14 protein-coding genes and 1 pseudogene are annotated in these 13,751 nt (G+C 54.7%); 4 read left to right on the top strand and 11 right to left on the bottom strand.

The genetic code is table 11. The annotated features are described in order from the left end of the window. The 3 genes from phnT to phnR all read right to left on the bottom strand — a co-directional run bounded on the left by phnT (position 1) and on the right by phnR (position 3,046). The gene (phnT, locus tag NA389_RS08555; RefSeq protein ID WP_000928796.1) at positions 1-1,110 is read right to left on the bottom strand and encodes a 2-aminoethylphosphonate ABC transport system ATP-binding subunit PhnT; all 1,110 of its coding nucleotides are present in this window, start codon (positions 1,108-1,110) and stop codon (positions 1-3) included. A 5-nt stretch (positions 1,111-1,115) separates the two neighbouring features. Next, a complete protein-coding gene (gene phnS, locus NA389_RS08550; RefSeq protein ID WP_000778000.1) occupies positions 1,116-2,129 on the bottom strand; it encodes a 2-aminoethylphosphonate ABC transporter substrate-binding protein in 1,014 nt (337 codons plus the stop codon). 197 nt (positions 2,130-2,326) lie between these two features. Further along, positions 2,327-3,046, bottom strand: coding sequence for a phosphonate utilization transcriptional regulator PhnR (phnR, locus tag NA389_RS08545; RefSeq protein WP_031564525.1), 720 nt, complete (start codon positions 3,044-3,046; stop codon positions 2,327-2,329). Between the two features lie 139 nt (positions 3,047-3,185). Between phnR and phnW the strand changes: the two genes are divergently transcribed. The 3 genes and pseudogenes from phnW to NA389_RS08530 all read left to right on the top strand — a co-directional run. Continuing rightward, positions 3,186-4,289, top strand: coding sequence for a 2-aminoethylphosphonate--pyruvate transaminase (gene phnW / locus NA389_RS08540; RefSeq protein ID WP_000203956.1), 1,104 nt, complete (start codon positions 3,186-3,188; stop codon positions 4,287-4,289). Between the two features lie 9 nt (positions 4,290-4,298). After that, a complete protein-coding gene (gene phnX, locus NA389_RS08535; protein ID WP_001527428.1) occupies positions 4,299-5,108 on the top strand; it encodes a phosphonoacetaldehyde hydrolase in 810 nt (269 codons plus the stop codon). A gap of 5 nt (positions 5,109-5,113) precedes the next feature. Then, positions 5,114-5,196 (top strand): annotated as a pseudogene (locus NA389_RS08530) (hypothetical protein); the annotation flags it as partial. Positions 5,197-5,204: 8 nt separating this feature from the next. Here the strand turns inward: NA389_RS08530 and yajL are convergent. Then, positions 5,205-5,795 carry a protein deglycase YajL gene (gene yajL, locus NA389_RS08525; protein ID WP_001275811.1) on the bottom strand — a complete coding sequence of 197 codons (591 nt, stop codon included), beginning with the start codon at positions 5,793-5,795 and terminating at the stop codon, positions 5,205-5,207. Continuing rightward, complete coding sequence (panE, locus tag NA389_RS08520) at positions 5,758-6,669, bottom strand: 2-dehydropantoate 2-reductase (RefSeq protein WP_000705814.1); 912 nt, start codon at positions 6,667-6,669, stop codon at positions 5,758-5,760. Before panE ends, yajL begins: the two co-directional genes overlap by 38 nt. Positions 6,670-6,794: 125 nt before the next feature. Between panE and NA389_RS08515 the strand changes: the two genes are divergently transcribed. Next, complete coding sequence (locus NA389_RS08515) at positions 6,795-7,286, top strand: YajQ family cyclic di-GMP-binding protein (RefSeq protein ID WP_001138913.1); 492 nt, start codon at positions 6,795-6,797, stop codon at positions 7,284-7,286. 46 nt (positions 7,287-7,332) lie between these two features. Here NA389_RS08515 and NA389_RS08510 read toward each other — a convergent pair whose 3' ends face one another. The 6 genes from NA389_RS08510 to cyoA all read right to left on the bottom strand — a co-directional run bounded on the left by NA389_RS08510 (position 7,333) and on the right by cyoA (position 13,711). Beyond that, entirely contained in the window at positions 7,333-8,697 is a 1,365-nt protein-coding gene (locus tag NA389_RS08510) for an MFS transporter (protein ID WP_001000935.1), read from the bottom strand. 220 nt (positions 8,698-8,917) lie between these two features. Then, positions 8,918-9,808, bottom strand: coding sequence for a heme o synthase (cyoE, locus tag NA389_RS08505; RefSeq protein WP_000971352.1), 891 nt, complete (start codon positions 9,806-9,808; stop codon positions 8,918-8,920). Between the two features lie 11 nt (positions 9,809-9,819). Then, positions 9,820-10,149, bottom strand: coding sequence for a cytochrome o ubiquinol oxidase subunit IV (locus NA389_RS08500; RefSeq protein ID WP_000019878.1), 330 nt, complete (start codon positions 10,147-10,149; stop codon positions 9,820-9,822). Next, positions 10,149-10,763 carry a cytochrome o ubiquinol oxidase subunit III gene (locus tag NA389_RS08495; protein WP_000179833.1) on the bottom strand — a complete coding sequence of 205 codons (615 nt, stop codon included), beginning with the start codon at positions 10,761-10,763 and terminating at the stop codon, positions 10,149-10,151. Before NA389_RS08495 ends, NA389_RS08500 begins: the two co-directional genes overlap by 1 nt. Further along, the gene (gene cyoB / locus NA389_RS08490; protein WP_000467158.1) at positions 10,753-12,744 is read right to left on the bottom strand and encodes a cytochrome o ubiquinol oxidase subunit I; all 1,992 of its coding nucleotides are present in this window, start codon (positions 12,742-12,744) and stop codon (positions 10,753-10,755) included. Before cyoB ends, NA389_RS08495 begins: the two co-directional genes overlap by 11 nt. Before the next feature lie 10 nt (positions 12,745-12,754). Further along, positions 12,755-13,711: a cytochrome o ubiquinol oxidase subunit II gene (cyoA, locus tag NA389_RS08485; RefSeq protein ID WP_001239448.1), complete on the bottom strand. Its 957-nt coding sequence runs from the start codon at positions 13,709-13,711 to the stop codon at positions 12,755-12,757. Positions 13,712-13,751: the final 40 nt, after the last annotated feature.

The following is a 13,751-nucleotide window of genomic DNA, read 5'->3' as shown; positions in this document are numbered from 1 at the left end:
TTATACCTCAATCAGGACCGCATCATCCGGTTCGAACCACAGCGCCAGCTTGTCGCCCACGCGCGGCAGCGGATTGACATGCGTCAACACCATCCGCACCGTTTCGCCAGCAACGTCACACAACAGATGGGTTAAATCGCCCTGCCAGTGCACCGATTGCAGTGTGGCGTTGAAGCGGTTGCTGTAGGCCGAACGCGGCGTCAGGCTGAGGTGCTGAGGACGAATGCACAGCAGTTTGTTGTAACCGTGGTGGCTGCCCCGGCTGAACGCGCGAATCACCGCACCGCCGCAGCTGACGTCCACCAACCCCGGAATCTCCGTTATCCCCAGCGCAATGGCGGAGAGAATATTGGCGCGACCTAAGAATTCGGCGGCAAAACGATTGGGCGGATGCTGATATAGCGCGCGGGTTTCGCCGTGAGCAATCAGCGAGCCATCCTTCATAATGCCGATTTTATCGGCCAGGGTGAGCGCTTCCGTTTGATCGTGGGTGACGTAGAGAATAGTGAGTTCCGGCAGCTCACGGTGAAGACGGGCGATTTCTTCCACCATATTATGACGAATCTGTGCGTCCAGCGCTGACAGTGGTTCATCCAGCAACAGCACGCGCGGGCGCACGGCAATCGCGCGGGCGATGGCCACGCGTTGCTGCTGGCCGCCGGAAAGTTGATGCGGATAACGGGTGGCGTAATCACTCATGCCAACCGTTTTCAGCGCCTGCGTTACACGCTCATTAATTAGCGCCTTTGGCTGCTTCTGCGCACGCAGGCCAAAAGCGACGTTGTCTTCCACTTTCAGATGCGGGAACAAGGCGTAGTTCTGCACCACCATCGCCAACCCGCGTTTATAGGGTGGCAGATGGGTGACGTCCGTATCGCCAATCAGAATACGGCCGCCTGCAGGTTGCACAAAGCCCGCAACCGCACGCAGCACCGTCGTTTTTCCAGATCCTGATGGGCCAATCAGCGCCAGCACTTCGCCAGGTTCAATCGTCAAAGAGAGCGGTTTAAGCACCACGTTGCCGTGATACGCAACGCGCAGTGAGTCGAGGACTATCCCCGATGTCCCCTGCGATGCAGGGGCGTGAACGGCGGTCGTTTTCATCAGCATCAGGCTTACTCGCTTTCGGTCACTTTGTGCCAACGGCTAATATCTGCCGACAGCGAAACGGCTACGTCATCCCAATTTGGCTGCCAGCTCTGCACGCCTTCTAACGCGGCAGTGGCGGCCTTGTAATGTTCGTCGCTCGGCGTCACGTCGCTGCGTACCGGCATTCCCCAGGAGAGTTCGCTGACGCGAGTCTGCGCTTCTTTACTCAGCAGGAAGTTAATCAGCTTTTTACCGTTTTCACTCTGCGGTGCCCCCTGGACCAGGCCAATGACATAAGGGATGGCCAGCGCGCTGCGCTCGCCTTTGTCGTTGGCCGGCCAGAAGATTTTCACGTTCGGGTTACGTTCCATCTGCGCGAGGTTCATTTGCAGGTCGCCGTTAGCGACGTAGATTTCACCTTTATTAACCAGCGCGGTTAGCTTGCCGGTAGAGGCAGATGGCCCGACGTTATTGGCCTGCAGCTTGCCGAGATACGCAAAACCGGCATCTTTACTGCCGAAGCTGTGGAAAGCCTGCAGCATTACCGCCGTGCCGTCAGCGGCCTGACCTGGCGTGGAATACTGGAGTTTATTTTTGAATTTACCGTCAAGCAGATCCTGCCAGCTCGCCGGGGCAGTTTTCAGCAGTTTGCTGTTGTAGATAAAGCTCAGATAGTTCTTTACCAGCGGCGAATAAAGGTTGTTGGCATCGGGGATAGCCGATGCGGCGTCGGTGTTAAAGTTCGCCAGCAGCTTTTCGGCGGCGGCGCGCTGAATGAATGGCGGCGCGGTTACCAGCACGTCGGCTTGCGGATTCGTACGCTCTTTTGCCAGACGTTCCACTACCACGCCACCACCGCCTTCAACATAGCGTACGGTAATGCCGGTCGCTTTAGTGAATGCGTCAAACTGCACCTGGTACCAGCTGTTATCGCCATCGTGCAGCCCGTCGATGGAGTACACTGTGACCACTGATTCCGCCCATGACGGGGCGCTGGCGAGAGCGAAGGCAGACAGCAGAGCAAGTCGGGAAAGTTTCATCGTAATAGCCTCATAGCGTACATTGCATTTTCTGGCCTATACCAGGTTTGCTTTTTACGCTAAACGGCTTATGTGACAAAACGATGAAAAAGAAATAAATCAGTCCACGCTGGATGATGCTGCGCTTATCCGGATAGCCGTGAGACGATACGATTGACAGGCCGGATAAGGCTCGCAGCCAACATCCGGCGCACCCGCTAGTGGGTATCTACCTCAATGCGCAGGCTGTCGTGACGCCAGTATTCGATATCCAGATCCAGCACTCGCCCGTGTTGATCGTAGTTCAGACGGCGCAGCAACAGCGCCGGGCGTCCTTCCATAACTCCCAGCGCATGTGCGGCCTGCGCAGGCATGGCGGTGGGGTAGAACGACAGATGCATGCTGGTATAGGTGAGGTTGTAGTGCGACTCGTATACCTCGGTCAGGCTGCCGTTGAGATCGTACTGCAGCAGCTCAGGCACGCGGGCGGGCAAACAATGGTTTTCGCAGTAGCACACGGCGCGGCCATCGGCGTAACGCAGACGGGTCAGCAGATAGATTTGATCAAACGGCTGGAGCTGGAGGGGCTCCATAACCTCGACAGGCACGGTGGTTAACACGCCGCTCAGTAGCGCGGTTTTTGGCTCCCGCCCCTGCTCGCGACAAAGCTTATGGAAGTTGGTGTTCTGGGTCGGATCCAGCCACAGGCGTTCCGGCGTAACGAACCAACCGCGACGATCGGCGCGCCAGATAAGCCCACTGGACTCCAGCTGCGCCAGACTTTCGCGGATAGTAATGCGCGTGGTGTTGAAGATCGCGCACAGTTCGCGTTCAGACGGCAGTTTATCACCGCTTTTCAACGCACCGCTCTGAATACGCGCCTGAAGCTGCGCCTTGATCAACAGGTACTGCGGGATATCGCCCGGGATAGATTTCATGCTTACTCGCTTCCGTTTTGCCTGCCGCCATTATACAAGCAGAGATGAATTTTTTGTTGCAGCGCGATTTTCTCTTTGACCCGTCGCGGCAAAGATCGTCATGATAAATGCAATCTGGTATAGACCAAAGGTAAATAACATGACTTCGCGTAACTATCTGCTGCTGACTCCTGGCCCGCTCACCACCTCTCGCACCGTGAAAGAAGCGATGTTGTTCGATAGCTGTACCTGGGATGATGATTACAATATCGGCGTGGTAGAACAGATCCGCCAGCAGTTGACCGCACTGGCAACGGCCTCCGAAGGCTACACCTCCGTACTGCTGCAAGGCAGCGGCAGCTATGCTGTGGAAGCCGTACTGGGCAGCGCATTGGGGCCGCAGGATAAGGTGCTGATCGTCAGCAACGGTGCATACGGCGCACGAATGGTCGAGATGGCCGGCCTTATGGGTATCGCCCATCACGCTTACGACTGCGGCGAAGTTGCGCGCCCGGACGTGCAGGCGATCGACGCGATCCTCAACGCCGACCCGACGATCAGCCATATCGCCATGGTGCATAGCGAAACGACCACCGGGATGCTCAACCCCATTGATGAGGTGGGCGCTCTGGCGCATCGCTATGGCAAAACCTACATCGTTGACGCCATGAGCAGCTTCGGCGGCATCCCCATGGATATTGCAGCATTACACATCGATTATCTGATCAGCTCCGCCAATAAATGCATTCAGGGCGTGCCGGGTTTTGCTTTCGTGATTGCCCGCGAGCAAAAACTGGCCGCGTGCAAAGGGCGTTCCCGCTCGCTGTCGTTAGATCTCTACGCCCAGTGGCGCTGCATGGAGGATAACCACGGCAAATGGCGTTTTACTTCGCCCACTCATACCGTCCTGGCGTTTGCCCAGGCGTTGAAAGAGCTGGCGGAAGAAGGTGGCGTGGCGGCACGTCATCAACGCTATCAGCAAAATCAGCGCAGCCTGGTGGCCGGAATGCGGGCGCTGGGCTTTAACACGCTGCTGGATGACGAACTTCATTCGCCCATTATCACCGCCTTTTATTCACCGGAAGACCCGCAGTATCGCTTTAGCGAATTTTATCGCCGCCTCAAAGAGCAGGGCTTTGTTATCTATCCAGGCAAAGTGTCGCAAAGCGACTGCTTTCGCATCGGCAACATTGGTGAAGTATATGCCGCCGATATCACTGCCCTGCTGACCGCCATTCGTACCGCCATGTACTGGACGAAATAAGGAACCATGATGAACCGTATTCACGCTGTTATTCTCGACTGGGCGGGCACCACCGTCGATTTTGGCTCCTTCGCGCCGACGCAAATTTTCGTCGAGGCGTTCCGTCAGGCATTTGATGTGGAGATCACCCTCGCCGAAGCACGCGTGCCAATGGGGCTGGGTAAATGGCAACACATTGAAGCGCTGGGAAAATTACCTGCTGTTGACGCGCGCTGGCAGGCAAAGTTTGGCCGCTCCATGAGCGCAGCAGATATTGATGCCATCTATGCCGCCTTCATGCCGCTACAGATTGCTAAAGTTGTCGATTTTTCTTCTCCTATTGCCGGAGTTATCGACACGATCGCGGCGCTACGAGCCGAGGGTATCAAGATAGGCTCCTGCTCCGGTTACCCACGAGCGGTGATGGAGCGCCTGGTTCCCGCCGCCGCCGAGCATGGCTATCGTCCGGATCATTGGGTGGCAACGGACGACCTGGCCGCGGGTGGTCGCCCGGGGCCGTGGATGGCGCTGCAAAACGTGATTGCGCTGGGCATTGATGCGGTCGCGCACTGCGTGAAGGTAGATGATGCCGCGCCGGGCATTAGCGAGGGGCTTAACGCGGGGATGTGGACGGTGGGGCTGGCGGTATCGGGTAACGAATTCGGCGCAACATGGGACGCCTATCAGACAATGTCGCAAGAGGACGTTGCGACCCGCCGCGAGCACGCGGCCAGCAAGCTGTATGCCGCCGGGGCGCATTACGTGGTGGATTCACTGGCGGATTTACCTGGGGTGATTGCGCATATTAATGCGCGTCTGGCGCAGGGCGAACGCCCGTAAAATAACTGCCGGATGGCGCTGCCGCTTATTCGGCCTACAGACTGTACCGTTTTGTAGGCCGGATAAGGTATTTACGCCGCCATCCGGCAATCATTCTTACTCGTAGTAGTTATAAATCCCCGCCGCCATCACCAGTTGCGAAGCCACTTCATGCGCTTTTTCACGACCAACCAATAGGTCGATGATTTTCAAACCAAAATCGATAGCGGTACCCGGTCCCTGGCTGGTTAATAATTTTACCCGCGCATCCCACACCACACGCTTATCCTGCCACTGTTCGGCGGGGATCTTATCTTTCAGTGCCGGAAAACCGGTCATATTGCCGATAGGGAAGATATCGTGCGGCACGAGCACTGTGGCGGCTGCGGCGCAAATGGCTGCGACAATGCGCCCGGAGCGGTGAAACTGCTTTACGGTTTCGACCAGCAGCGGGCTGTCGCGAAAGCACTCGGCGCCTTTAATTCCGCCGGGCAACACGATGATGTCATAATCGCCGTCGGCAACTTCAACCAGCGGCGCATCCGCCAGTAGCTTTACACCGCGCGAGCAGACAATCGTCAGGCCGCCATCGCTGGCGACGCTTGCAGTAGTGACCTTAATTCCGCCGCGAACCAGCAGATCGATAGTGGTGACCGCTTCGGTCTCTTCACTACCAGGGGCGAGGCATACCAGTGCCTGAGCGCTCATATTCACTCTCCTTTCGCTTTACCATTTCAAACAGGCGGCTATTTTCCGGAACGGCGAGACCGTGCACGCGGGCGCGCTTGAGTAAATAACCGGTGATGTAGTCAATTTCGGTATGGCGCATGGCGCGCACGTCCTGCAACATGGATGAGATGTTTTCTGCCGTACTGTCAATCACTTGCTCAACATAATAGCGTAAATCGTCTGCCGATGTGTGGTAGCCTTCACGTTCAATCACGGCGGCGACCTCTTCGCAAATCGCGTTGATTTCATCAGGATGATGGCGCAGCTCGCCGTTCGGGCAGTTCCAAAGCGCGGTGAGCGGGTTGATAACACAGTTGACCGCCAGTTTGCGCCACATCTCTGCGCGGATATTGTTATGCCAGGCGACATCGGGCAGTACCCCCTGCAGGATATCGGCGAGATAACTGTAATCGCCGTCTTGCTCGCGCGCCGGGCCAATATGCGTAGTACCGTTAGCGACATGAATAATGATATTACCGTCGCGGCGCGCAGCATGGGTGATAGTCCCCATCAACATCGGCTGTTGGATATTTTGCAGTTCTTCTATGGTTCCCATTCCATTATGAATGAGCAGGATAGGCGATGTCACCGGTAGGGTTGACGCCAGGGTTCGTACTGCGTCGGAAACCTGCCACGCTTTCAGCGTGACTAATAACAGTTCGCTCTTCGCCAAAAAATCCGGATCGTTTGCCGTCAGTGATTCGTTGAAAAAGGAACCATCGGTATCGATCAGATTTACGCTGCAATAAGGTTGTGGCACCCGTAGCCAGCCCTGTACGTCATGTCCGTGTTTGCACAGTGCCGAAAGCCAAAGTTGTCCTAAGGCTCCGCATCCCAGTACAGTAATTTTCATTGTTCCTCCTCACCTGCAACAGCGCCAGGTGTTATGGCGCTAATTATAGCGTCATCAGCTAAGCTTCTCGTTAAGCCTCGTTGCAGGTATTATGCAACGCAACGAAAATGAAGGGAGAAGAAAAGATGCCATCTTTCGATATTGTTTCTGAAGTTGATCTGCAGGAAGCGCGTAACGGCGTGGATAACGCGGTTCGCGAGGTTGAGTCTCGTTTTGACTTTCGTGGCGTAGAGGCGACTATTGAACTGAACGATGCCAATAAAACCATCAAGGTGCTGAGCGAGTCCGATTTCCAGGTCAATCAGTTGCTCGATATTCTGCGCGCCAAGCTGCTTAAACGCGGTATTGAAGGCGCTTCGCTGGATGTACCGGACGAGTTCGTGCATAGCGGTAAAACCTGGTATGTGGAAGCGAAGCTGAAGCAGGGCATTGAAAGCGCCGTGCAGAAGAAAATCGTCAAGCTGATTAAAGACAGCAAACTGAAGGTGCAGGCGCAAATTCAGGGGGAAGAGATTCGCGTGACGGGCAAATCACGTGACGATCTGCAATCGGTAATGGCGCTGGTTCGCGGCGGCGATTTGGGCCAGCCGTTCCAGTTCAAAAACTTCCGCGATTAAGTTGTTATGCCGGATAGAGCCTCGTCGCCATCCGGCAATGCTGCATTCATCCTTTGCTGATAAGCTGTTCAACTTCAAAGCGATTGGTCACTTTGCTGTCGATTTTGACGTAAGCGGAATGCTCTTCCGCCACGATCAGCGCTTCGCTTACGCCTTTCATTGCCAACAGTCGCTGTTTTAGCCTGTCGTCAGCAACGATATCCGCTGGAATTTCCACACGCAGGCTGCTGACATAGGGCGGCTCTTTCATGGTACTTGCCACCGCCAGCCATACCATCGCCAGTACGGCCCCGGCAAGAAAAACGGTTTGCCCATCAAACGTGCCGTCTATCCAGCCGCCCAGCGAGCCGCCAAGCGCCACGCCAAGAAACTGACTGGTAGAATAGACGCCCATCGCCGTTCCTTTATACCCCGCGGGCGACTCTTTGCTAATAAGAGAAGGCAGCAGCGCCTCCATCAAATTAAAGGCAAGGAAAAAGAGTTGTACGCCAATCACCAGCTCCCAGAAATGCTGGCCCGCTCCCCACAACACGATTTCCGCGACGATAATGAGCCCCACGCAGAACAGGAATACCTGCTTCATCCGCCGTTTGACTTCAGCATAGATAATAAAAGGCACGACGGCGGCAAAGGCGATCACCATGGTTGCCAGATACACCTTCCAGTGTTCGGCGGCAGGAAAACCGGCATCGGCAAGCTGGCCGGGCAGGGCGACAAAGGTGGACATCAATAAAATATGCAGACACATAATGCCGAAATTAAGCTTGAGCAGCCTCGGCTCCGCCAGCACTTTACTGAAGCTGCCTTTGACCATCCCGGATTCGCGATTCAGCACATGGTTGGTACTGTTGGGAACCACCCAGATCGTCAGAAGAATGCCCAGGGTGGCGAGGGCGGCGATCATCCAGAACAACGCGTTCAATCCCAGACTATGGGTAACAATTGGCCCTAATACCATCGCAATCGCGAAGGTGATACCAAAGCTGACGCCGATAAACGCCATCGCTTTGGTGCGGTTTTGCTCTCGGGTCAGGTCAGACAGGAGCGCCATGACGGCGGCGGCAATAGCGCCGGACCCCTGTAGCGCTCGCCCCAGAATAATGCCCCAGATTGAGTGGGAGAGCGCGGCAATGACGCTGCCCGCGACAAATACCGCCAGTCCGCCGACAATCAGTGGTTTACGGCCAATGCGGTCGGACAGCAGCCCAAAGGGAATTTGAAAGATAGCCTGCGCCAGCCCGTAAATGCCGATCGCAATGCCGATTAATGCTTCGCTGGCGCCCTGTAGCGCCATACCGTATGTGGTCAGTACCGGTAGAACCATAAACATGCCCAGCATACGCAACGAAAAGACGGTCCCTAAACCCCATGTGGCACGCAGCTCCCCTGGCGTCATTTTATAATCGTTCATTGCCACCTCTGTATGAAATTCGCACCTAGTGTAAAGCGCCAGGTTGGTTGGGTAAATATGCGCTTTATTAACAAATGTTGTGGTGGTGAGGGTAGGCCACGAGAGACGAAAAATGCCGGATGGCGATACTCACGTCGCTTATCCGGCCTACAGGTAACGTGCTTTTGTAGGCCGGATAAGGCATAAGCCGCCATCCGGCATAGAAGAGGTGACGATGAACTTACCAGACGTAAGTCAGCAGATTCTGCGAATTCGGCACCATAAAATCAACGGACATCATGATACTCAGCGCGGTAATCGCAATGATAGAGAAGCCGAACAGCTTGCGCGCCCAGACCTTATCATCTTCCACTTTGTAACCGCGTAGCGCCATGCCGAGCCACCAAACGCTGACCGCCGCGGCGACCACCAGGTATTTGTAACCGGCATAACCGCCCAACGTTAGCATTAGCGTTGCAACGGCAAACGCAATGATGTACAGCGTGATGTGGTTTTTAGCGACTGAGATTCCTTTTACCACCGGCAGAACCGGGATATTGGCCGCCTGATAGTCCTTAAAGCGGAAAATGGCGATGGCGTAAGAGTGCGGCATCTGCCAGAGGCTGAAAATAGCCAGCAGGATCGCCGCGCCGCTGTCAAAGTCGCCCGTTACGGCGCAGTAGCCAATCACCGGCGGCGCTGCGCCGGAGAGAGAACCAATCAGCGTTCCGTAGACGGAGTGACGCTTCATGTACAAGCTGTACACGCCAACGTAGACCACAAAGCCCATCACCCCCAGCCAGCAGGCCAGAGGATTAGCGCCAAACCACAGCAGCATAAAGCCAGCAATACCCAGCAGGGTGGCGTATACCAGCGAGACGCCAGGAGAAATCAGGCCTTTGACCAGCACCCGATTCTTGGTCCTTTCCATCTTCCTGTCGATATCCCTGTCGATGTAGTTGTTAAATACACAACCCGACGCCACAACCAGTGACACCCCGACCAGCGTATAAATGAACAGGGGATAGTCAATGCTGCCCTTTGAGGCCAGCAGAAATCCCCCGATCACCGAGATCAGGTTGCCAAAGATGATGCCTGGTTTCGTTACTTGCAGGTATTGCTTAAACATCATACTCGCCGCTCTTAGTGCATCATCATGTTGTAGTTGAGGTTCCACATAATCCAGATGGAGCCCACAACCAGGATGGCGATGATCAGCACGGTAAAGATGAAGGCCGTCATGTTCCAGCCTTCATCAGATTTGGTGTTCATGTGCAGGAAACACACCAGATGCACCAAAATCTGCACCACTGCCATTGCCAGGATAGATCCCAGAATAACGGCCGGAGAGGCAGCGCCAGTCATCACCATCCAGAATGGAATAACCGTCAGGATGACCGACAGGATAAAGCCGGTCATGTACGTTTTTACGCTGCCGTGGGATGCGCCGCCGCTCTCGGTAGAATGACTCATTACATCGCCCCCATCAGATAAACAACAGTGAATACGCAAATCCAAATCACATCCAGGAAGTGCCAGAACAGGCTCAGGCACATGATGCGGGTACGGTTAGTGCTGGTCAGACCGCGACGGGCAACTTGCACCATCAGCACCGCCATCCAGATCAAACCGGAAGTGACGTGCAGACCGTGCGTGCCGACCAGCGCGAAGAACGCAGACAGGAAGCCGCTGCGATCCGGGCCCATACCGTTAACAATCAGGTGATGGAATTCATAGAGTTCCATCCCGATAAATCCGGCGCCAAACAAGAAGGTCAACGCCAGCCAGGAGATAACCTGGCTCTTGTTGTTCTTGTGCATGGCGATCGCCGCCATGCCGTAGGTAATGGAGCTAAATAACAGCAGGAAGGTTTCAACCAGAACGAACGGCAGTTCGAAAATGTCCTTACCTGTCGGGCCGCCAGCGGTGCCGTTCACCAGAACGGCATAGGTAGCAAACAGAATAGAGAACAGAATGCAGTCGCTCATCAGGTAGACCCAAAATCCGAAGATTTTGTTCTGGCCTGCGTCATGGTGCCCGTGTTCGTGCGCGTGGGCAGTCGCGTGCGTTAAAGTATCAGTTGCCATTTTTCAGCCCTGCCTTAGTAATCTCATCGAAATGCTGGTTTTCCAGTTTTTCGACTTCCGGGACCGGCACGTAGTAATCCACATCTTCATCAAAGCTTTTTACAATCCAGCTGATGATCATGCCTGCGAAACCCACTATCGCCAGCCACCAGATATGCCAGATCATGGCGAAGCCAAATACCGTCGCGAAGGCGGCGATAACAATACCGGCACCACTATTTTTCGGCATATGAATCTCTTCATACTGTCCAGGCTGTTGGTACGCTTCGCCTTTTTCTTTCATTTCCCAGAAGGCGTCACGTTCGTGAACGTGCGGCACAACGGCAAAGTTATAGAACGGTGGCGGAGACGAGGTTGACCACTCCAGCGTACGGCCACCCCATGGGTCGCCGGTCAGATCGCGGTTCTGATCGCGGTCGCGAATAGAAACGAAGATCTGAATCAGTTGGCACAGGATACCCAGCGCAATCAGCGCGGCACCGGCGGCGGCAACCATCAGCATCGTATGGAACTGCGGATCAATTTGCTGGCTGAGGCGACGGGTCATGCCCATGAAGCCCAGTACGTACAGCGGCATAAAGGCTACAAAGAAACCGATAATCCAGAACCAGAAGGCGCGTTTACCCCAGGTTTCGTTCAGCTTGAAGCCAAACGCCTTCGGCCACCAGTAGGTCATACCCGCGAAGCAGCCAAACACCACGCCGCCGATGATCACGTTATGGAAGTGCGCAATCAGGAACAGACTGTTGTGCAGGACGAAGTCCGCGCCCGGTACCGCCAGCAGAACGCCGGTCATACCGCCGACCGAGAAGGTCACGATAAAGCCGATGGTCCACATCATTGCGGAATGGAAGACAATACGGCCCTGATACATGGTGAACAACCAGTTGAAGATCTTCACCCCGGTCGGGATGGCGATAATCATGGTGGTGATACCGAAGAAGGCGTTAACGTTCGCGCCCGCGCCCATCGTGAAGAAGTGGTGCAGCCAAACGATAAACGACAGTACGGTAATACAGACGGTCGCCCAAACCAGCGAGGTATAGCCGAACAGACGTTTACGCGAGAAGGTCGCTGCGATTTCGGAGAATACCCCGAAGACCGGCAGAATCAGAATGTACACTTCCGGATGGCCCCAGGCCCAAATCAGGTTGATGTACATCATCATGTTGCCGCCCATATCGTTGGTAAAGAAATGGGTGCCCAGATAGCGATCCAGGGTCAGCAACGCGACGGTAACCGTCAGAATCGGGAAAGAGGCGATGATCAGTACGTTGGCGCACAAAGAGGCCCAGGTAAAGACCGGCATCTTGAACATTGTCATACCCGGCGCACGCATCTTCAGGATCGTCACGAAGAAGTTGATACCGGTTAACGTCGTACCAATACCCGAGAGTTGCAACGCCCATATCCAGTAATCGACCCCGACGCTGGGACTGTACTCTATTCCCGATAGCGGCGGATAAGCCAGCCACCCTGTCTGCGCGAATTCACCCACGCCCAGTGAGAGGTTAACCAGGATAACGCCGACAACGGTGAACCAGAAGCTCAGGTTGTTCAGGAAAGGGAACGCAACGTCGCGCGCGCCGATCTGCAGCGGAACCACCAGGTTCATCAGACCGATAACGAAGGGCATCGCCACGAAGAAGATCATGATTACGCCGTGAGCGGTAAAGATCTGATCGTAGTGGTGCGGCGGTAGAAAACCCGCTTCGCCTGCGGAGGCAAGCGCCTGCTGGCTACGCATCATGATGGCATCGGCGAAACCACGTAACAGCATCACAATTGCGACGATGATATACATGATGCCGAGGCGTTTATGGTCAACCGACGTTAACCACTCTTTCCATAGGTAGGTCCACTTACCGAAGTAAGTAATCGCTGCCAGTATCGCCAGTCCCCCGACGATAATTGCAGCGATCGTTACCATGACGATAGGTTCATGGAACGGTACTGCATCCAGTGATAATTTTCCGAACATCTTATCTTCCTCAACCCTTGGAGTTGGCGGATTCCGCGTGGCTCATGTCCATACCTTCCATTCCTTCATGCGAGCTGTGCTCACCTTCAGGTTGGGTCATGTCCATGCTCTTACCGTGGTCCATGAATTTGTTAATAACGTCCTTGAACAAATCTGGTTTCACGCTGGAGAAATATTCCACCTTGTTGTACTCGCTTGGCATAGCCACTTTCTCGAACGCCGCCATATCATTCATGGTGTTCGGAGACTGCTTCGCTTTTGCGACCCATTGGTCGAATTCTGCGCGGTCTTTGGTGGCGATAGCTTTAAACTTCATACCAGAGAAGCCCGGGCCGCTATAGCTGGCGGAGATGCCATCGTAGGTTCCGGGTTCGTTGGCGATCAGATGCAAACGTGTTTGCATACCGGCCATGGCATAAATCTGGCTACCCAGACGCGGGATAAAGAAGGAGTTCATCACGGAGTTGGAGGTCACTTTGAAATAAACCGGCGTGTTCGCCGGGAAGGCGATCTCGTTGACGGTGGCGATACCCTGCTCCGGATAGATGAAGAACCATTTCCAGTCCATGGAAACCACTTCGATGGTGATCGGTTTTTCGTCATGCGCCAGCGGCTTGCTTGGTTCAAGCGCGTGCGTGGTTTTCCAGGTCAGTACGGCAAGGAAAATGATGATTAAGATAGGCACCGTCCAGACCACGGCTTCCACTTTATTGGAGTGTGACCAGTTCGGGCTATACTTCGCATCCTTATTACTCGCACGATACTTCCAGGCGAAACCAACAGCCATCAAGATGGCGGGAATAACGACGATCAACATCAGGCCAAATGCCGTCAGTATCAGCGAACGTTGCTCCAGTCCAATCTGTCCTTTGGGATCCAGCAGCGCAGAATTACAGCCACTGAGTAATGCAGTGCCTGCAATTAATGACAACCATCCCAAACTTTTATTGTATTTCCTGAGTCTCATTTAACGACCTCAATTCCACGGGACCTGGTGGCGTTTAAAG

The organism is Salmonella sp. NW645 (assembly GCF_051703725.1).
In the GTDB taxonomy this organism is placed as follows: Bacteria; Pseudomonadota; Gammaproteobacteria; order Enterobacterales; family Enterobacteriaceae; genus Salmonella; species Salmonella enterica.
Note: the sequence above shows the minus strand (reverse complement) of the source record. Positions and strands in the feature narration are given on the sequence as shown.

Excerpts from the sequence above, each read along its gene's own strand:
- phnT (WP_000928796.1), bottom strand. The coding sequence starts at position 1,110 with ATGCTGATGAAAACGACCGCCGTTCACGCCCCTGCATCGCAGGGGACA.
- phnS (WP_000778000.1), bottom strand. The coding sequence starts at position 2,129 with ATGAAACTTTCCCGACTTGCTCTGCTGTCTGCCTTCGCTCTCGCCAGC.
- phnR (WP_031564525.1), bottom strand. The coding sequence starts at position 3,046 with ATGAAATCTATCCCGGGCGATATCCCGCAGTACCTGTTGATCAAGGCG.
- phnW (WP_000203956.1), top strand. The coding sequence starts at position 3,186 with ATGACTTCGCGTAACTATCTGCTGCTGACTCCTGGCCCGCTCACCACC.
- phnX (WP_001527428.1), top strand. The coding sequence starts at position 4,299 with ATGAACCGTATTCACGCTGTTATTCTCGACTGGGCGGGCACCACCGTC.
- yajL (WP_001275811.1), bottom strand. The coding sequence starts at position 5,795 with ATGAGCGCTCAGGCACTGGTATGCCTCGCCCCTGGTAGTGAAGAGACC.
- panE (WP_000705814.1), bottom strand. The coding sequence starts at position 6,669 with ATGAAAATTACTGTACTGGGATGCGGAGCCTTAGGACAACTTTGGCTT.
- NA389_RS08515 (WP_001138913.1), top strand. The coding sequence starts at position 6,795 with ATGCCATCTTTCGATATTGTTTCTGAAGTTGATCTGCAGGAAGCGCGT.
- NA389_RS08510 (WP_001000935.1), bottom strand. The coding sequence starts at position 8,697 with ATGAACGATTATAAAATGACGCCAGGGGAGCTGCGTGCCACATGGGGT.
- cyoE (WP_000971352.1), bottom strand. The coding sequence starts at position 9,808 with ATGATGTTTAAGCAATACCTGCAAGTAACGAAACCAGGCATCATCTTT.
- NA389_RS08500 (WP_000019878.1), bottom strand. The coding sequence starts at position 10,149 with ATGAGTCATTCTACCGAGAGCGGCGGCGCATCCCACGGCAGCGTAAAA.
- NA389_RS08495 (WP_000179833.1), bottom strand. The coding sequence starts at position 10,763 with ATGGCAACTGATACTTTAACGCACGCGACTGCCCACGCGCACGAACAC.
- cyoB (WP_000467158.1), bottom strand. The coding sequence starts at position 12,744 with ATGTTCGGAAAATTATCACTGGATGCAGTACCGTTCCATGAACCTATC.
- cyoA (WP_001239448.1), bottom strand. The coding sequence starts at position 13,711 with ATGAGACTCAGGAAATACAATAAAAGTTTGGGATGGTTGTCATTAATT.